We start from the raw sequence: 15,442 nt of genomic DNA, 5'->3' as shown, positions 1-15,442 counted from the left end.
CTGGATTCCTGAAGGTTGTCGGTCACTGCGTTCTGTGGTCGTTTTGGCTAAATCAAGCGGCGGGAGCGGACGAAGCGTGCGGTTGCGGCGCGCGGTGCGCCAGATACGAGCGCCAGCCGCCGTAAGCGGTAATGTCGGATGCGCCCGCTCCGGCAGCCAGTGCGGAGGGTTCGCAAACGAAACCCTTGACGGTGCGGCCATCGGCGATATCGAGCGAGCCGATCGCGAGCGGCGCAGGCACGGCCGCGACGAACGCGCCGAAGCTGCGCAACGGCACGTCCCACAGTTCGATGGCGATCGCCTCGCCTTGCGCGAAGTCGCCCTGACGCACGAGGCCCGGCTTCGGCGGCGTGGTGCCTGCAAGCGCGTAGAGGCGGTAATGCGGCGCCGTCGTGGTCGCTTCGATAAATCGCGCGCCCGCCTCCAGCAATTGCCAGTTCAGCGGTTCGCCGCGCAGATGCGCGCCGACTACGGCGAGCGTGACGGTCGGCTCCTGAATCGGCAGCGGACGCGCAGCGATCACATCGGCATCGCGCGCTGCGGTGGTTGCAGCCGCTTCGCAAAACAGCGCCTGAATGCGCGCGCCGAGCACCGCGATTTGCTGGTCCGCGCCCGATGGTCCGATCAGTGTGACGCCAGCCGGCAAGCCGTCTGCACGCGGCACACCCGGCACGGCGAGCGCACACCAGTCGAGCAGATTGACGAAATTCGTATAGACGCCCAGACGGCTGTTCACCTCGACCGGATTAGCCTGCACCTCGGCGATGGTGGGATGTGTCGGCGTGGTCGGAACGATCAGAATATCGAATCGGTCGAATAGCGCATCGGCTTCGCGCTTCAAACTCGCGAGCGCATATTGGCCGTTGAAGGCCGTGGCGGCGTCGAAGCGCTGCGCCTGGCCGATCACCTTCGCCACGGTCGGGTCGATCTCCGCACGATGAGTGTCGAAGAAGTCACCGAGCGCGGCGCGCCGCTCCGCCACCCACGGCCCGTCGTAGAGCAACGCCGCGACCTCCTGCAACGGCGCGAACGCGAAACTCGCAGGCGTGAGCGCCAGAAGGGTGGCGATGCCGTCGAGCGTCGCGGAAAACGCGTGTTCCGCGCTCGCGTCGCCGAAGAACGTGAGCGTGTCGGGCACGCCGATGCGCGTCGGTGTATGCGTCAGGCCGCGGGAGACCAGCGGCTTCGAATAGCTGTCGCGCGCATCGAATGCCGCGAGGCGAGCGAGCACCGCCCATGCGTCGCCAACGTCGTGCGCGAACACCGATAGCGTATCGAGCGTGCGGCACGCGGGCACGACACCGCGCTTGCTCACGAGCCCGAGCGAGGGCTTGAGGCCCACGATGCCGTTGCAGCCCGCGGGCACGCGCCCCGAGCCCGCCGTATCGGTGCCCAGCGAAAACGCGACGATGCCCGCCGCCACGGCGACCGCCGAGCCGGAACTGGAGCCACCTGAAATGTAGTCGTCGTGATCGACCTGACGCACCGCGCCGTACGGCGAACGCGTGCCGACGAGGCCGGTCGCGAACTGATCGAGATTCGTCTTGCCGATCAGAATCGCGCCCGCGTCGAGCAAACGCGCGACCGCAAACGCTGTTTCGTCGGGCCTATACGCGAACGCCGCGCAACCGGCCGTCGTCGGCAAGCCCGCGACATCGACGTTGTCCTTGACCGTGAACGGCACGCCGAACAGTGGCATGCGCTCGAACAGCGCGGAGCCTTCGTCGGCGAGCTGTTGTTCGAGTTGCGCCGCCCGCGTGACGAGATCGGCTGCGTCGACAGTGAGAATCCACGCTTCGGGACGATGCGTGCTCGCGAGGCGGCGCAGCACGGTGTCGATGGTCTCGCGCGGCGAAGTCTCGCCACGGCGATAGGCGCCGAGCAGTGCACGAACTTTCATTGGCTGGAAGCGTGGCATGCGTTCAATCTTGAATACAAGATGGCCAACATGACGCATCATCCATGCCAGACGACCATGCGCTCGCTGCAAAAGCCTGCCTGGCGTGCTTGTCGGATGATCGAACACGCGCTGCGCACGCAGAACGCAGGGACAATCGCGCGCCATCGTGGATCACACTGGATCATTCGGCGTCGCGTCCCGTGCAGCGATTCACGTTACCTGTGCACGCATGTCATCGCCGCAACTTCGTGCAGCGCGCCCCACTTCGGGGCATGCCCGCGCAACTTCCTCGCGCCCGCCTCGCACTGACCTCGTACCTTCGGGCGTTTGCACTGCACTTCCGACTGGCATCGATCTTGCATATTTCGGTAAGTATCTTATTCATGAATGAACGCTACCTGCGGAGAATCCCAGCCGATGTCCGAAGCCCATCTTCTTAACGAGGCGCCCGCCACCGCCAACCGTCTCGGCCGCGCCGACGCCTATCACTGGCTCGCGAGCCCGGCGCTCGTCGACATGTCGGCGCGCGGCCCCGAGCCGCGTCTCGCAACGCTCGCCTGCGAACCGCAACACGTGCGCCTCGACCTGAGCCGCACGGCCATCGTCGTGATCGACATGCAGAACGACTTCTGCACCAAAGGCGGCTGGGTTTCGCAGATTGGCGGCGACTACACCGCCGACCGCGCGCCCATCGCGCCGCTGCAAACGCTGCTGCCCGCGCTGCGCGCGCAAGGCGTGCCGGTGATCTGGGTGAACTGGGGCAATCGCCCGGATCTCGCCAACATGCCGCCGAACCAGTTGCATCTCTACAAACCGACGGGCCAGGGCACCGGTCTTGGCGAACCGCTCACGAGCAACGGCGCGCATGTGCTCGAAAAAGACTCGTGGGCCGCCGCCGTGGTGGACGAACTGAAGCCGCTGCCGCAAGACATCTGCGTGGATAAATATCGGATCAGCGGCTTCTGGGACACGCCGCTCGACAGCATCCTGCGCAATCTCGGCGTGCGTACGCTGCTGTTCGCGGGCGTGAACACCGATCAATGCGTGCTGCACTCGCTCACCGACGCCAACTTTCTCGGCTACGGCTGCGTGCTCGTCGAAGATTGCTGCGCGACCTCCTCGCCCGCGTTCTGCACCGATGCGACGATCTGGAACGTGAAGAAATGCTTCGGCTTCGTCACCGATTCGACGCGCCTTGTTCAAGCGGTTAAGGCGCTCGAAGCCCAGGAGCAGCCCGCGTGAGCGCGTTCGTGCCCGGCGACGCTACACGCGTCGCGCCGCTCACGCGCGGCCCGCTCGAGCGCCTGCGCTTCGCGGTGAAGGATCTGATCGACGTGGCAGGCGTGCGCACGGGCGGCGGCAATCCCGACTGGCTCGCCGCGCAAACGCCCGCGCGCGAGCACGCGTCCTGCGTCTGGGTGCTGTTGCGCGCGGGCGCGGCGCTCGAAGGCAAAACGATCACAGACGAACTTGCCTATAGCCTCGAAGGCGCGAATCATCACTACGGCACGCCGCTCAATCCGCGCTGGCCGCATGCGCTGCCAGGCGGTTCGTCAAGCGGATCGGCTTCGGCGGTCGCAGCGGGCACGGTGGACTTCGCGCTCGGCACCGATACGGGCGGCTCGGTGCGCGTGCCCGCTTCGTTCTGCGGTCTTTACGGCATGCGTCCGACCCACGGCGCGATCGCGCTCGATGGCGTGGTGCAGTTCGCGCCGAGCCTCGACACGGTCGGCTGGTTTGCGCGTTCCGCCGATCTTTTGGCAACCGTTGGCGACGTGCTGTTACCCGCCGATAGCGCGTCGTCATCGCTCACGTTGCGACGCGTGGACGAAGCCTTCGCGTGCCGCGCCCGGCACGAAGTCGACGATGCCGCGCGTCTCGAGGCGCTCGCGCGTTCGTTCGGCGCACACGATTCGGTACCCATCTTCGATCGTATTCCGGCCATCGACTGGCTCGCGTGCTATCAAGCCGTGCAGGCAGCCGATATCGACGCGGCGCTCGGCGCATGGATACGCGCCGCGAAGCCGCGCTTCGGTCCGTCTATCGCACCGCGCTTTGCGCACATCGACGAGTACGACCGCGAACGCACGCCACATTGGCGCGCCCTGCGCGAGACGCTCGCCACGCAACTCGACGCACAACTGCAAGACAGCGTGCTCGTCATGCCGACCACGCCCTGCGCGCTGCTCGCGAAGGACGCGGACGCAGACACGCTCGCGCGCTTCTATGACGGCGCGCTCACGCTCAACGCCATCGCCTCGCTGGGCGGCCTGCCGCAAATCACGCTGCCGTTTGCCGACGAACGCGACCGTCCGCTCGCCCTCTCGCTGATCGGCGCGCGCGGCACCGATCGCGCGCTGCTGCGACTCGCGCAAACGCTGTCTCTCAGCTACGGCGAGATCGCGTCAATATAATGGAGTCCAAAATTTCTAATGCTTCAAACGCCCGTTCGCGCGACGGCATGGTGACGAGCCCGCACGCGCTCGCGAGCGCCGCCGGGCGCGAGGTGCTGCGCGCGGGCGGCAATGCCATCGAAGCCGCTATCGCGATCGGCGCGGTGCTGTGCGTCACGTATCCACATTTCACGGGATTGGGCGGCGACGCTTTCTGGGTCGTCGCGGATCGAAGCGGCGACGTGCGCACGATTTCGGGCGCGGGCCAGGCCGCGATGCATCTGCCGCATCACGGCGAAGCGATTCCTGTGCGTGGCGGCGCGGCTGCGCTCACGAGCGCGGGCACGCTCGACACGTGGGCGCGCGCGTTCGCACATTCACGCGAAGCGTGGGGCGGCACACTCGCGTGGTCGACGCTGTTCGAGCGCGCAATCGAATACGCACAAGACGGCTTTGCCGTGACGCAATCGCAGCACTTCTGGCAAACGCTGCGTGCCGACCAACTGAACGCGCAGCCCGGTTTCGCCGCGACCTTCGCGCCCAACGACGCATCGGGCGCCCCGCCCGCGCCCGGTTCGCGCTTTGCGCAACCGGCGCTCGCGCGTAGTCTCGAACGCATCGCGCGATTTGGCGCGCGCGAATTCTACGAGGGCGATCTCGCCGAGCGCATCGCGCGGGGTCTGCGCGATGCGGGCTCGCCACTCGACGCGCACGATCTCGCCAGCACACGCGCACGCGAGGAAGCGCCCTTGCGCGTGCCGTATCGCGGCGGCGAGCTCGTCGGTTTGAAGCCGCCCACGCAAGGCGTGACGATGCTGGAAATCATGGGCACGCTCGCGCACTTCGATTTTTCCGCTATCGAGGAAGGCAGCGCCGATTACTATCATCTGCTCGTGGAAGCGGTGAAATGCGCGTTCGTCGATCGCGACCGCTACGTGGGCGATCCCGATTTCGCCGAGGTGCCCGTCGACATGCTGCTTGCACCCGAGACGCTGGCGGCACATGCGCGGTCCATCGACATGCGCCGCGCGCGTGCATGGCCGCATCGCTTTCGTCATGGCGACACGGTGTTCATCGGCGCGACCGATCGTGAGGGACGCTCGGTGAGCCTGCTGCAAACGGTGTATTTCGATTGGGGCAGCGGCGTGGTCGCAGGCGACACCGGCATTCTCTGGCATAACCGCGGCGCGGCATTCGGAACCGACGCGCGGCATCCCAACACGCTCGCGCCCGGCAAGCGGCCGTTCCACACGCTCACGCCGGGCATGTATCTGCGCGATGGGCGCCCGCATCTATTGTTCGGCACCCAGGGCGCGGACGGTCAGCCGCAAACGCTAGCGGCGATTCTCACGCGCTTGATCGATTACGGCATGGACCCGCTCGCAGCGCTCGCGCAGCCGCGCTTTCTGCTCGGTCGGACATTCTCCGACATGCGCGACGCGCTCAAGCTTGAGGCCGATGCGGGCGCGCAAGTGCTCACGGAACTCTCGGCACGCGGCCACGAAGTCTCGACAATTGCCGCGCAAAGTCCGCTCGCGGGGCATCCCGGCGTGATCCGCATCGACGCCGATGGCTGGGCGCTCGGCGCGCACGACCCGCGCAGCGACGGTCTGGCGATGGCCGTCGATGCAAGCCCGCATACGCCGCCGCTCGCGGTCGGCTGAAAACCCGTCAGGCGCGTACGAACGCGCGCACCATCTCCTGCGCCTGCCGCTTCTGCTCGTCCTGCCAGCTCGGCGCGAGCAGATCGGCGTTGAAGATGCAGGACAGCGTGTACGCGTTCGACTTGTGGAACGAGCACAAGCTCACGAGCGCGACATAGAGATGCAGCGGTTCGAGTCCGGCGCGCAGAGTCTTGTCCTTTTCGCCGCGCTCGATCAGCGTGCGCAACAGCACCAGCACCGGCGAGGCCATTTCGGGAATCGCTTTCGAGCGCTTCATCACGCGCGCGCGATTCAGGTTCTCGAACGAGAGCAGTTTGCCGAGTTCCTGATGGGCCGCGAAATGCCCTTCGATGAACTCGTAAAGCAGCACGATGCCTTCGACGGGCTTGACGCGATCGACGTCGAGTTCGAGCTTGAGTTCTTCGGCGCGCAAACGACCGAGCACGAATTCGAGCACTTCCAGATAGAGCGCTTCCTTGCCGCCGAAGTAGTGATAGATCATGCGGATGTTGACCTTCGCGCGGCTCGCGATGGTTTCCACGCGCGCGCCACTCAAGCCCTTCTCCGCGAATTCCGCGAGCGCGACGCGAAAGATGCGCCCGCGTGTCGCCGCCGCGAGACGCTGCCGCATGGTTTCGCGCACGGGTTCCTGCATGGATTCCTGCGCCGTCGCCGTGGTGGCTTGCGCCGGCTTCTGGGCAGCGGCTTTTTTCGGTCTCGAAGGACTGGCGGAGCGAGCGGCGACACGCGTCATGGCAAAAGTAGGTTCGTTCGTGCGGAAGAAAAGTCCATCGGCGCATGCGCCGCTTGCCGCGAATATAGCAGCACGGCGCGCACTGCGCGAACTCGCGGCCGCTGCATCGAATGGCGCGAATCCGTAGCGCGCGCCGGCGTGGTGCGTGCACGTGCAATCGCTTTCTCGCACGCCCTGCGCACAGGCATCGAAACCGGCTTTGGTGCATGCATGACACGCGCGCCTGCGCTCGCACACTTCACGCGCGCAGCGTCACACCCGGCACGAACCCGCATGAAAACAGGCACTGCGCGGCTTCGACCATCACGCCGGCATGCGTTCGACATACATGGCATCCAACTTGCTTTTATCCGTTTCGTTCATGAATAGTTCACTTACTGAAACTGCAAAACGAAACTCAAACGCTACGGCAAAGGAGTGCTACACGATGTCTTCCGCGAAGCTGTTCTCGAATCGATTCCCGCAACGCCCTGCACCGGCGCGCCTGCGCGTGCTCGCCACGGTCGGCATCGCGCTGGGACTGGGCGCCGTCACGCCACCCGCGGTCTACGCAGCCGACGACGCGATGCATGTCGGCGTCCTGATTCCCGGCTCGAAGACCGACAAGGGCTGGATGGAATCCGGGTATGACGGCGTAATGGCCGCGCAAAAGGAATTCGGCCCGAAGCTCAAGACGCAGATCATCGAGAACATCAATTACGCGGACATGGAGCAGGCGCTCACGAACCTCGCCGCAAAGAACGAACTCGTCATCGGCGTCGGCGGCCAGACGCAGGCAGCCGTCATCAAGATCGCGAAGCGCTTTCCGAAAGTGAAATTTTCGATCGTCGGCGGCAGCAAGGGGCAAGCGATGCCGCCCAACGTCGCGGGCTACGACGTGAAGCAGGCCGAAATTGCGTTCGTCGCGGGCGCGGCCGCCGCGATGCTCACGAAGACCAACGCCGTGAGCTACGTCGGCGGCATGGAAATTCCGTCGATCGTGAACGCGGGCAAGGAATTCGGCGACGGCGCGCGCTATATCAATCCGAAGATCAAGTACTTCGAGAGCTACACGGGCGATTTCGACGACGTTGCGAAAGCACGCGAAGCCACCGCCGCCGCCGCCGCGCAAGGCGCCGACATTCACTATCACATTCTCAATCTCGGCCTGCGCGGCATCGAACAGGCGGCGAAGGAAAAGAACACGCACATCATCGGCAGCTACACCGACCGTTGCGGCAGCGATCCGCTCTATGTCGCGTACAGCATCACGGGCGTCGGCTATCAGGCGCAATACGCCATCGAGCAACTGGAGAAAGGCACGTGGCAGCCGGGCTACAAGGCCTTCGGTCTCGCCATGGGACCGAAGTCGTCGGGCATGGCCGTGTGTCATGCCACGCCCGCCATCGATACGAAACTCAAGCAGATCGAAGACGACATCCAGAGCGGCAAGATCAAGGTACTGGAAGGCTGACCATGAACGCCGTCGTATCTCCCGCGCCCGCGCCGGTGCTGTCGCTCGAAGGGATCGGCAAGCGCTTCGGTGCGTTTCAGGCGCTCGACGATGTGTCGCTCGACCTCATGGCTGGGGACGTGCATTGCCTGCTCGGCGAAAACGGCGCGGGCAAATCCACGCTCTGCAATGTGATCTTCGGCGTGCATCAGCCCGACGCGGGCGCGATGCGCATGAACGGCGTCGCGTACCGGCCGCGCAATCCGCGCGAGGCGATCGAGCACGGTATCGCGATGGTGCATCAGCACTTCAGCCTCGTCGACGATGCCTGCGTGCTCGACAACCTGCTGCTCGGCCAGGTGCGCGGGCGCATCGATCGCGCCCGCGAAGCCCAGCGCGTCGAAGCGACGCTCACGCGCGTGGGCCTGACGCTGCCGCTGGATGCGCGTATCGCCGATCTTTCGGTGGGCGAGCGTCAGCGCGTGGAAATCGTGAAGTGTCTGATGCGCGAACCGCGTCTGCTGCTGCTCGACGAACCGACGGCCGTGCTGCTGCCCGCCGAGATCGACGCGCTGCTCGACACCTGCGCGCGCGTGGCCGCGAACGGTTGCGCCGTCGTGCTCGTCACGCACAAGCTCAAGGAGATCTGCCGCATTGCCACGCATGCGACGGTGCTTCAATCGGGCCGCGTGGTCGCGCGCTCGGATGCGCCCGCGAACGACATCGACCGGCTCGTCGACGCGATGATCCGGCGCGCCGCGCATGCGCAAGCCGCCGATCTGCACGCGCAGTTGTCCCTCGCGCAGCCGCATGAAGGCTCGCCGTGGTCGCGCTCCCTGAGCGATGAGGTGTTACAGATCGATGGGCTCGCCGCGCGCGACGCCGAAGGGGTGCTGCGTCTAGCCGATTGCACGCTCGTCGTGAATCGCGGTGAGATCGTCGGCATCGCGGGCGTAGAGGGCAACGGCCAGAGCGAACTGGGCGCCGTACTCGCGGGCATGACGCCTGCGGCCGCGGGACGCTTTTTCGTCGCGGGGCAGGACATGACGCGCGCGACGCCGCGCGAACTCACGCGCGCGGGCGTGGGCATCGTGCCAGAGGACCGGCACGCGGTCGGCTGCGTGACCGGCATGAACCTCGTCGACAACCTCATGCTCAATCACCTCGATCGCTACTCGCGCGCAGGCTGGCTGCAACGCCGCGCGATGCGCGAACGCGCGATCGAACTGATGGAGCGTTTCGACATTCGCGCGAGCGGTCCGGACGCCATCTTCGGCGGCCTCTCAGGCGGCAATCAGCAAAAGGCCGTGCTCGCGCGTGAACTCACGCTCGATCCGCTGCATTTCCTGCTGGCCGCGCAACCGACACGCGGGCTCGACGTCAGCGCGGTGGCCGCCGTCTACCGCCACATTCGCGCGGCGCGCGAGCGCGGCGTGGGCGTGCTGCTGATCTCGTCCGAACTCGACGAGCTGATGCGTGTCGCCGACCGCATCGTCGTGCTATATCGCGGCCGCATCATGGGCAGTTGCACGCCCGATGCCGCCAATCGCTCACGTATCGGCGCATGGATGGCCGGCGCAGGAGAATCGCAATGAATTCGCTTCGTAGATCGCTGGCCGCGCGCGCGTGGCCACTGGCATCGCCCGGCTCGCGCGGCGGCATATCGCCGTTGCGCGGCGCGGGCGTGATCGGTGGCGCGATCGTGTTCGCGTTTTGTGTCGCGCTCGGCCTGATCGCGCTGATGGGCGTGAACGTGCGCGACGCGCTGGCCGCGTTCGCCGACGGTGCATGGGGCTCGCCGTACGCGGTGGGCGCGTCGGTCAATCGCGCGCTCGTGTTCGCGCTCGTCGGCATCGGCTTCGTGATCGCGCATCGCGCCCAACTGACCAACGTCGGCGCCGAAGGGCAGATCGCCATCGGCGGCATCGTCTCGACGGCGATGAGCCTGTATGGCCATTGTGCGGGCCTGCCCTTCGGGCTCGCCTTCATCGTGCCGATGCTCTGCGCCGCCGCCGCTGGCGCGCTGTGGGGCGGCGTGTCGGGCATGCTCAAGGCGAAGGCCGGCACGAGCGAGGTCATAAGCACGTTGCTGCTGTCGTTCGTCGCCGTGTGGCTGCTTTACTGGTGTGTGCAAAGCGAAGCACTCCTGCGCCAGCCGATGACCAGCGGCGCGACGCTGCCCGAATCGCTCGAGATTCCCGACGCCACGCACCTGCCCGCCCTGTTCGCCGACAGCGGCCTCGGCCTGCATATCGGCCTGCCCTTCACGCTCGTGCTCGCCGTGGCGGCCACGCTGATGCTGCGCCACACGCGCTTCGGCTTCGCCTTGCGCGCGACCGGGCTGAACGCCGTGGCGGCACGGCGCGCGGGCTTGCCGATCACGTCGACGATCGTGGCCGCGCTAGCCATCGCGGGTGCGTTCGGCGGCCTCGCGGGCGCGCTGATGCTGCAAGGCGATCAGGGCTCGCTCAAGGCGGGCTTCTCGTCGGGCTATGGCTTTGACGGCCTCGTGGTCGGGCTGCTGTCGCGCGGCTCGATCACGGGCGTGTTCGCGTGCGCACTGCTGTTCGGCTTTCTGCGCTCGGGCGGCATCAACATGGAGATGGTCGCCGCGGTGCCGTCGGCGCTGGTGCTGATCGTGCAGGGCATCGTGACGATTGCGCTCGCGGGCGGCGCAATCTGGCTCGAACGAAAGGGAGAACGTCAATGAACGCGGAACTGTTCGCCGTATTTGCGGGCTCGTCTATCCGCCTTGCTGCGCCCATGCTGCTGGCTTCCACGGGCGAGCTCGTGAGCGAGCGGGCGGGCGTGCTCAACATGAGCGTGGAAGGCATGATGCTGACCGGCGCATTCATCGGCGCGATGGCCTCGTGGTGGACCGGCAACCCGGCCATCGGCCTGCTCTGCGGCATGCTGGGCGTACTGCCGGTCGCGCTGCTGCAGGCGTTCCTGAGCGTGACGCTGCGCGCGAATCAGGTCGTGACGGGCATCGGCATCAACATCCTCGCGCTCGGCGGCACGACGCTCGCGTATCGCGAGATATTCGGCTCGCGCTCGGAGGCGGCGATTCCAGGCCTGGCCCGCTGGTCACCGCCGGGCCTCGGTCAATTACCGTTGATCGGCGACGCCGTATTCCACCAGGTATGGCTGCTGTACGCGGGCCTGCTGGTACTCGCGGCGACAGCGTGGACGATGCGTCATACGGCGCTCGGCATCGCATTGCATGCGGTGGGCGTATCACCGCGCGCCGTCGATCAGTCGGGCGTGTCCGTCGTGAAGCTGCGCTATGGCGCGGTGTTGTTCTCCGGCGTGATGTCGGCGGCGGCGGGCTGCTTTATCTCGATCGGGGATATCCATACCTTTACGGAAGGCATGACCAACGGCACGGGCTACCTGGTGATCGCGGCGATCATCTTCGGCAACTGGAAGATTGGCCGAACCGCGCTGGCGTGCCTGCTGTTCGGAGCGGCCACCGCCATGCAATTCCAGTTGCAGATGTTCGGGCTTCATGTGCCCACCGCCTTGCTCGTGATGCTCCCGTATCTGCTCGCACTGATCGCGGTAGCCGGTCTGATCGGACGGCAAACCGCGCCGCCTTCGCTCACGCGTCCATTCAGCCGTTGAAGTTTGCCCCTGACGCAGCGGTCTGCACACCGCTGCTCCGTTTCCTTATTTTTTACATTCTTGACTTAGCATAACTAAATTAACATGAAAAATTCGGCTATCGCACGCACGGCATGGGGTCTTTTCGTAACGGGTACGCTCGCGCTCTCCGCTTCTTCGGTGTTCGCGCAGTCGAGCGTGCAACTCTACGGTCAGGTTGATACATGGATCGGCGCGCAGAAGGTCCCGGGGGGCCAGCGCGCCTGGGAAGTCTCGGGTGGTGGCATGTCCACCTCTTACTGGGGCTTGAAAGGCTCGGAAGACCTCGGCAACGGTTACAAGGCCGTCTTCGCACTCGAAGACTTCTTCCTGCCGCAGAACGGTCAGGCCGGCCGCTTTACGGGCGACACCTTCTTCTCGCGCAACGCGTATGTGGGCCTCGAATCTGTCTACGGCACGCTAACGCTCGGCCGCCAAACCACACCCCTGTTTATCTCGACAATTCTCTTCAACCCGTTCGTGGATTCGTACGAATTCTCGCCGATGATCTGGCACACGTATCTCGGCCTCGGCAGCGGCCCGAGCTATACGACTGATATGGGCGTGATCGGCGATTCAGGTTGGAGCAATACCGTGCAATATTCCACGCCGAACTATAACGGCCTGTCTGGCTCGCTGATGTACGGCCTCGGCAATCAGGCAGGCGAGAACGGTTCGAAGAAGTGGAGCGCGCAATTCCTGTACTTCCACGGCCCGTTCGCGGCTACCGCAGTCTATCAGTACGCGAATTACAACAGCACGCCAGGCGATCTGACCGCGCTCGTCGAAGGCATGCGTAGCCAGAGCGTCGCGCAGGTCGGGCTGTCCTACGATCTGAAAGCGGTGAAATTCTTTGGCCAATACATGTACACAAAGAACGACGAGCTCGCGAGCAGTTGGCATGTGAACACTTACCAGAGCGGCGTATCGGTTGCGCTGGGCGGCGGCACCGTGATGGCGTCGTATGCTTATTCGCGCGACAGCGGCGGCCTCAACCAGACACGGCAAACCGCAGCACTGGGCTACGACTACGCGCTGTCCAAACGCACCGATGTCTACGCGGCGTATATGTACGACCACTTTGACAAGCTGGCGAGCGGCGATACCTTCGGAGCGGGCATTCGCACGAAGTTTTAAGGCACTATTGACCGCTTGCCACTGGCCCACGCACTAAAGGTAGTATCTCGATCGCCAATAGTACGCATCGCGTCACCCTCCCGAGCAGTGTTCTTTGCCCTTCGTCAGGCGGATGGATATGTTCGGGAATTTCGCCGCCCTCGGTGACGATATCGTGGACCGGGATCAACAGCTCACTTCGGACTGCGGCGGCTCCCGCTCGAGATATTGGGCTGCTTCTCTGCTATCTTTCCGTTGTCTCTGCTTGGACAGAACGGCTCCTTAACTGCCACGATTCGAGGGCCTCACCGCGCTGGAGCGCCGACACGCACTATCTCGACCACGTGCGCGACGAACTGATCCAGCTCTTCGCCGTGCGTGGCCGACCGGCAACCTGACACGCCTGCGTGTCCTAGGTTGCTGGGGAAAACAACGGTAGCAGTCCTTCCCATGGCTGTCACCGTAACCGTCTGCGGGTTATCGAACTCCTGTCGCAGACGGCAGTGCATCGGAAGAGTTAGACAGATTCAAATAAATATTTCGCACCATGTATATTTAACGTATTAGTATTTATCTAATTTATTTATCCGTTTGTTAACATTGGCTATGAGACTTGTTCATTGAATTCTGACAACTCATCTTTGGCTCACTCATAGAACGCATCGAGTTCCAGTGAACCTTCGCCAGTTCGGCTGTGCCGGCACTAAGAGGCCGCAGGTCCGGCTGGGTTGGTTTCGGCCAGGCGTGGGCGGCCGAGTAACCGGGAACTGTCCGTTCATTCGCCATAACGCAGCGAAGCCGATCGTAGAAATCCTGCTCAAACTGATCGCCGAAATTATGGCAAGAACTAAAACCTCGGGTCCATTCGCTGGAATGGCGAAAAGATACAAAAAGTGCCAGTACGCAATATGGCAACTATTTAATAAATATATAAAAACCACAATTGCGCAAACACCGCCGAGGGCAATCTCCAGACAGTGGACGCCGAAGGCGCGAGGTCTTAGCAGACCCTATCGTCAGTTCCTTTGAAGAACCCTATCGCTCGATGCGCCCAAGCTTCACGAGACGCGACTTGATTGCGCCTTTTGTGCGGCCGTGCCGTGCTGCCAGTTCGACCACGTCGGTGCCCCCATCGTAGGCATTGACCAGGCGGTCGTCCTCTTCGGGGGGCCATGACGCGCCAGCGTTTTGCGCCTTTTTCGCAGGGCTCACCTGCGCTGCCGATTCATCGGCCAGGTGCCCCAGTGCCTGCGCGGCAGCGAACAGCGCGCGGATCACATCTGGCTGGTTGAATGGACTCTGATCGGAGAGCACTTCACCCGTGAGTGGGTCGATACCGTTAGCGAGCGTTCGGATGATGGGCCAGGCTTCTTGTGGTGACATAATTTTCGAGCGGGATATACAGCGAATGGATCTGCGTTTAGCTGAATAGTCGCGGATCGATCTTGAACGGCTCCTTGCTGATCACGCGCACGCTCGACATCTCGGCGTGCAGCGGATTGAGAAGCAGGTTGAAGTCGGCTTGACACACTACAGATGGCACGCGCATCGCGAGCCGTTCACCACGTTCGAGCCATTGCCGGCCTATCTCTGCTGTGGTGCCTGGATCGCGGCCAAGTTCGGACCAGTCTGGCGGCAATTCAGGCTGGTAAGCGTTCCCGAATTCGACGTCCGGCACATCAAGGGTGACAAGGAAAAATCCCCCGGCAGGCAGCAGACCCGACAAATGCACAAGCGTTTCGAGTACCGCCGTTGAAGCGTTGCAGCAGGAGTACAGCACACGTCTGCCCTTCGGATTCCATCGGCCGCCGGCAATCGCCGCGCCGTTGCCACTGAGATCGTCGGCGAGATAGAGTCCGGGCTTTTCTTTCGCGAGACGGTAAACCTTCATGCGGGAATGCCAAACGTGGCGCGAAGCAGGATGTCGCGAACCCGGTCATAACCGGGCTGCGAGTCGAGCACTTCGAGTGGCTTCAGCCCCGCAAGCTCTGCGTTCGCCCGCTGCATCCATTCGGCCGCCAGATCGGCGTCATCAAACACTTGCGTTGCCTGTTGAAGAACATAGAGGACGCGCGCAACCCGATCCGATTCCGCAACCGACAGGCGCTCCTGGTTCGCAATCTTGCGCAGGATGGTCGAGGTCGGAAGGCTCAATCCAGTTAGCAGCGTTTGCAACGGGACGTGCAACAGCTCCTTCGCCACGCGCTCCACGATGATCGATTCCATACCGTCGCGAATCGTCTGGCGTTGAGCCAGAGCGTCCATTTTTTCGAAGGTCTCGAAGTCGTGCGGCTTTGTGCCGAGGCCGTTGGTGCCCACGTAGGGCCTCGCCGCGCGCGAGGCTGGGCGCTTGGCTGCTGGACTTCCGGCGTGAGTGTGCGTTGCCATCTCGAGCGACTCTCATGTGGGAGAATATTAGTTCCCATATGGTAGCACATATCATTTGGGCGTCAATAACTATCAATTGAGAGGCAATCGGCGTGTAGCGTCGGCGGGACAGACTGTGCCTCTGCGCTCAGGCGCTCGACGGTCTCGCACAAG

The 15,442-nt window shown here is 64.1% G+C and carries 13 protein-coding genes; 8 read left to right on the top strand and 5 right to left on the bottom strand.

Features of this window, described 5'->3' with window-relative positions; translation table 11 throughout:
* Positions 1-52: 52 nt before the first annotated feature.
* Positions 53-1,900 carry an allophanate hydrolase gene (gene atzF, locus U5782_RS34490; protein WP_322048327.1) on the bottom strand — a complete coding sequence of 616 codons (1,848 nt, stop codon included), beginning with the start codon at positions 1,898-1,900 and terminating at the stop codon, positions 53-55.
* Between the two features lie 417 nt (positions 1,901-2,317).
* Between atzF and U5782_RS34485 the strand changes: the two genes are divergently transcribed.
* From U5782_RS34485 to U5782_RS34475, 3 genes are read left to right on the top strand one after another with little or no spacing between them, the layout of a single operon-like run.
* Positions 2,318-3,142: a cysteine hydrolase gene (locus tag U5782_RS34485; protein ID WP_322048326.1), complete on the top strand. Its 825-nt coding sequence runs from the start codon at positions 2,318-2,320 to the stop codon at positions 3,140-3,142.
* The gene (locus tag U5782_RS34480) at positions 3,139-4,314 is read left to right on the top strand and encodes an amidase (RefSeq protein WP_322048325.1); all 1,176 of its coding nucleotides are present in this window, start codon (positions 3,139-3,141) and stop codon (positions 4,312-4,314) included. The genes U5782_RS34485 and U5782_RS34480 overlap by 4 nt, the downstream gene beginning before the upstream one ends.
* A gap of 47 nt (positions 4,315-4,361) precedes the next feature.
* Complete coding sequence (locus U5782_RS34475) at positions 4,362-5,957, top strand: gamma-glutamyltransferase family protein (protein ID WP_322048324.1); 1,596 nt, start codon at positions 4,362-4,364, stop codon at positions 5,955-5,957.
* A gap of 7 nt (positions 5,958-5,964) precedes the next feature.
* On the opposite strand, the gene U5782_RS34470 is transcribed toward U5782_RS34475, so the two are convergent.
* A complete protein-coding gene (locus U5782_RS34470) occupies positions 5,965-6,612 on the bottom strand; it encodes a TetR family transcriptional regulator (RefSeq protein ID WP_042298362.1) in 648 nt (215 codons plus the stop codon).
* 526 nt (positions 6,613-7,138) lie between these two features.
* On the opposite strand from U5782_RS34470, the gene U5782_RS34465 reads away from it, so the two are divergent.
* From U5782_RS34465 to U5782_RS34445, 5 genes are all read left to right on the top strand, one after another.
* Positions 7,139-8,164 carry a BMP family protein gene (locus U5782_RS34465; RefSeq protein WP_322048323.1) on the top strand — a complete coding sequence of 342 codons (1,026 nt, stop codon included), beginning with the start codon at positions 7,139-7,141 and terminating at the stop codon, positions 8,162-8,164.
* A gap of 2 nt (positions 8,165-8,166) precedes the next feature.
* Positions 8,167-9,738 carry an ABC transporter ATP-binding protein gene (locus tag U5782_RS34460; RefSeq protein ID WP_322048322.1) on the top strand — a complete coding sequence of 524 codons (1,572 nt, stop codon included), beginning with the start codon at positions 8,167-8,169 and terminating at the stop codon, positions 9,736-9,738.
* Entirely contained in the window at positions 9,735-10,853 is a 1,119-nt protein-coding gene (locus tag U5782_RS34455; protein ID WP_322048321.1) for an ABC transporter permease, read from the top strand. The genes U5782_RS34460 and U5782_RS34455 overlap by 4 nt, the downstream gene beginning before the upstream one ends.
* Positions 10,850-11,767 carry an ABC transporter permease gene (locus U5782_RS34450; RefSeq protein WP_321845105.1) on the top strand — a complete coding sequence of 306 codons (918 nt, stop codon included), beginning with the start codon at positions 10,850-10,852 and terminating at the stop codon, positions 11,765-11,767. The genes U5782_RS34455 and U5782_RS34450 overlap by 4 nt, the downstream gene beginning before the upstream one ends.
* An 84-nt stretch (positions 11,768-11,851) precedes the next feature.
* Positions 11,852-12,922 (top strand): porin, encoded by a 1,071-nt coding sequence (locus U5782_RS34445; protein WP_322048320.1) that lies wholly within the window; start codon positions 11,852-11,854, stop codon positions 12,920-12,922.
* Positions 12,923-13,936: 1,014 nt separating this feature from the next.
* On the opposite strand, the gene U5782_RS34440 is transcribed toward U5782_RS34445, so the two are convergent.
* From U5782_RS34440 to U5782_RS34430, 3 genes are read right to left on the bottom strand one after another with little or no spacing between them, the layout of a single operon-like run.
* Positions 13,937-14,284 (bottom strand): hypothetical protein, encoded by a 348-nt coding sequence (locus U5782_RS34440; protein WP_322048319.1) that lies wholly within the window; start codon positions 14,282-14,284, stop codon positions 13,937-13,939.
* A gap of 37 nt (positions 14,285-14,321) precedes the next feature.
* The gene (locus U5782_RS34435; RefSeq protein ID WP_322048318.1) at positions 14,322-14,792 is read right to left on the bottom strand and encodes an RES family NAD+ phosphorylase; all 471 of its coding nucleotides are present in this window, start codon (positions 14,790-14,792) and stop codon (positions 14,322-14,324) included.
* On the bottom strand, positions 14,789-15,289 hold the full coding sequence (locus tag U5782_RS34430) for an antitoxin Xre/MbcA/ParS toxin-binding domain-containing protein (RefSeq protein ID WP_415914454.1): 501 nt from the start codon (positions 15,287-15,289) through the stop codon (positions 14,789-14,791). Before U5782_RS34430 ends, U5782_RS34435 begins: the two co-directional genes overlap by 4 nt.
* Positions 15,290-15,442 lie beyond the last annotated feature (153 nt).

The organism is Paraburkholderia sp. J67, assembly GCF_905220265.1.
GTDB lineage: Bacteria > Pseudomonadota > Gammaproteobacteria > Burkholderiales > Burkholderiaceae > Paraburkholderia.
This window is presented reverse-complemented; position numbering and strand designations above follow the sequence as displayed.